A 456-nucleotide genomic window follows, 5' to 3' on the forward strand; every position below is an offset into this window, starting at 1 on the left:
GACCCATGAGCCAGCCGGCAAAGTCCGGCCAGCTCTGCCGCGCATTCGGCCGCCGGATCAGCGCGGCCACCGGATGCGTCGGGGCTTCGGTCCGGCCATGCTCGGCCATGCGGTAAACCGCCGCCGGCAGCATCGCGAGACCGTCCGCAATCGCGTTCACGCACGCCACAACGCTCGAAAGGTTCTCGGCCAGCACGGCATTGATGCGCGTGCTACCCACCGGCAGCGCCGCCGCGAGCGCGCTCCATGATGCGTCGCGGCGTTCGGTCGTGCGGCCCAGGAGGCGCGACAGGAGGCCCATCAGATCCCCGCGAGGTAAGCACGGCGCGCGGCCGGTGACACCAGCGCCAGGCGTGCGGAGCGGGCGGCAACGGTGGTGTCAGGGTAAGCTGGGAACGCGCTCACCACGGAGATTTCGAGCAAGTCCACCGCCCGGAGTTCCCGCACCTTCGGCGC

2 protein-coding genes are annotated in these 456 nt (G+C 70.8%); both read right to left on the reverse strand.

Going from position 1 to position 456, the window contains the following annotated elements; all coding sequences use genetic code 11:
- Positions 1-301, reverse strand: a 301-nt coding sequence (locus tag R5H29_RS22720) for a phage portal protein (protein ID WP_332329897.1), incomplete at its 3' end; no start/stop codon positions are given.
- A complete protein-coding gene (locus R5H29_RS23050; protein WP_407073569.1) occupies positions 301-447 on the reverse strand; it encodes an HK97 family phage prohead protease in 147 nt (48 codons plus the stop codon). The genes R5H29_RS23050 and R5H29_RS22720, both read right to left, overlap by 1 nt.
- Between the last annotated feature and the right edge of the window lie 9 nt (positions 448-456).

Origin of the sequence: Stenotrophomonas sp. A3_2 (assembly GCF_036624925.1) — a bacterium.
In the GTDB taxonomy this organism is placed as follows: domain Bacteria; phylum Pseudomonadota; class Gammaproteobacteria; order Xanthomonadales; family Xanthomonadaceae; genus Stenotrophomonas; species Stenotrophomonas hibiscicola.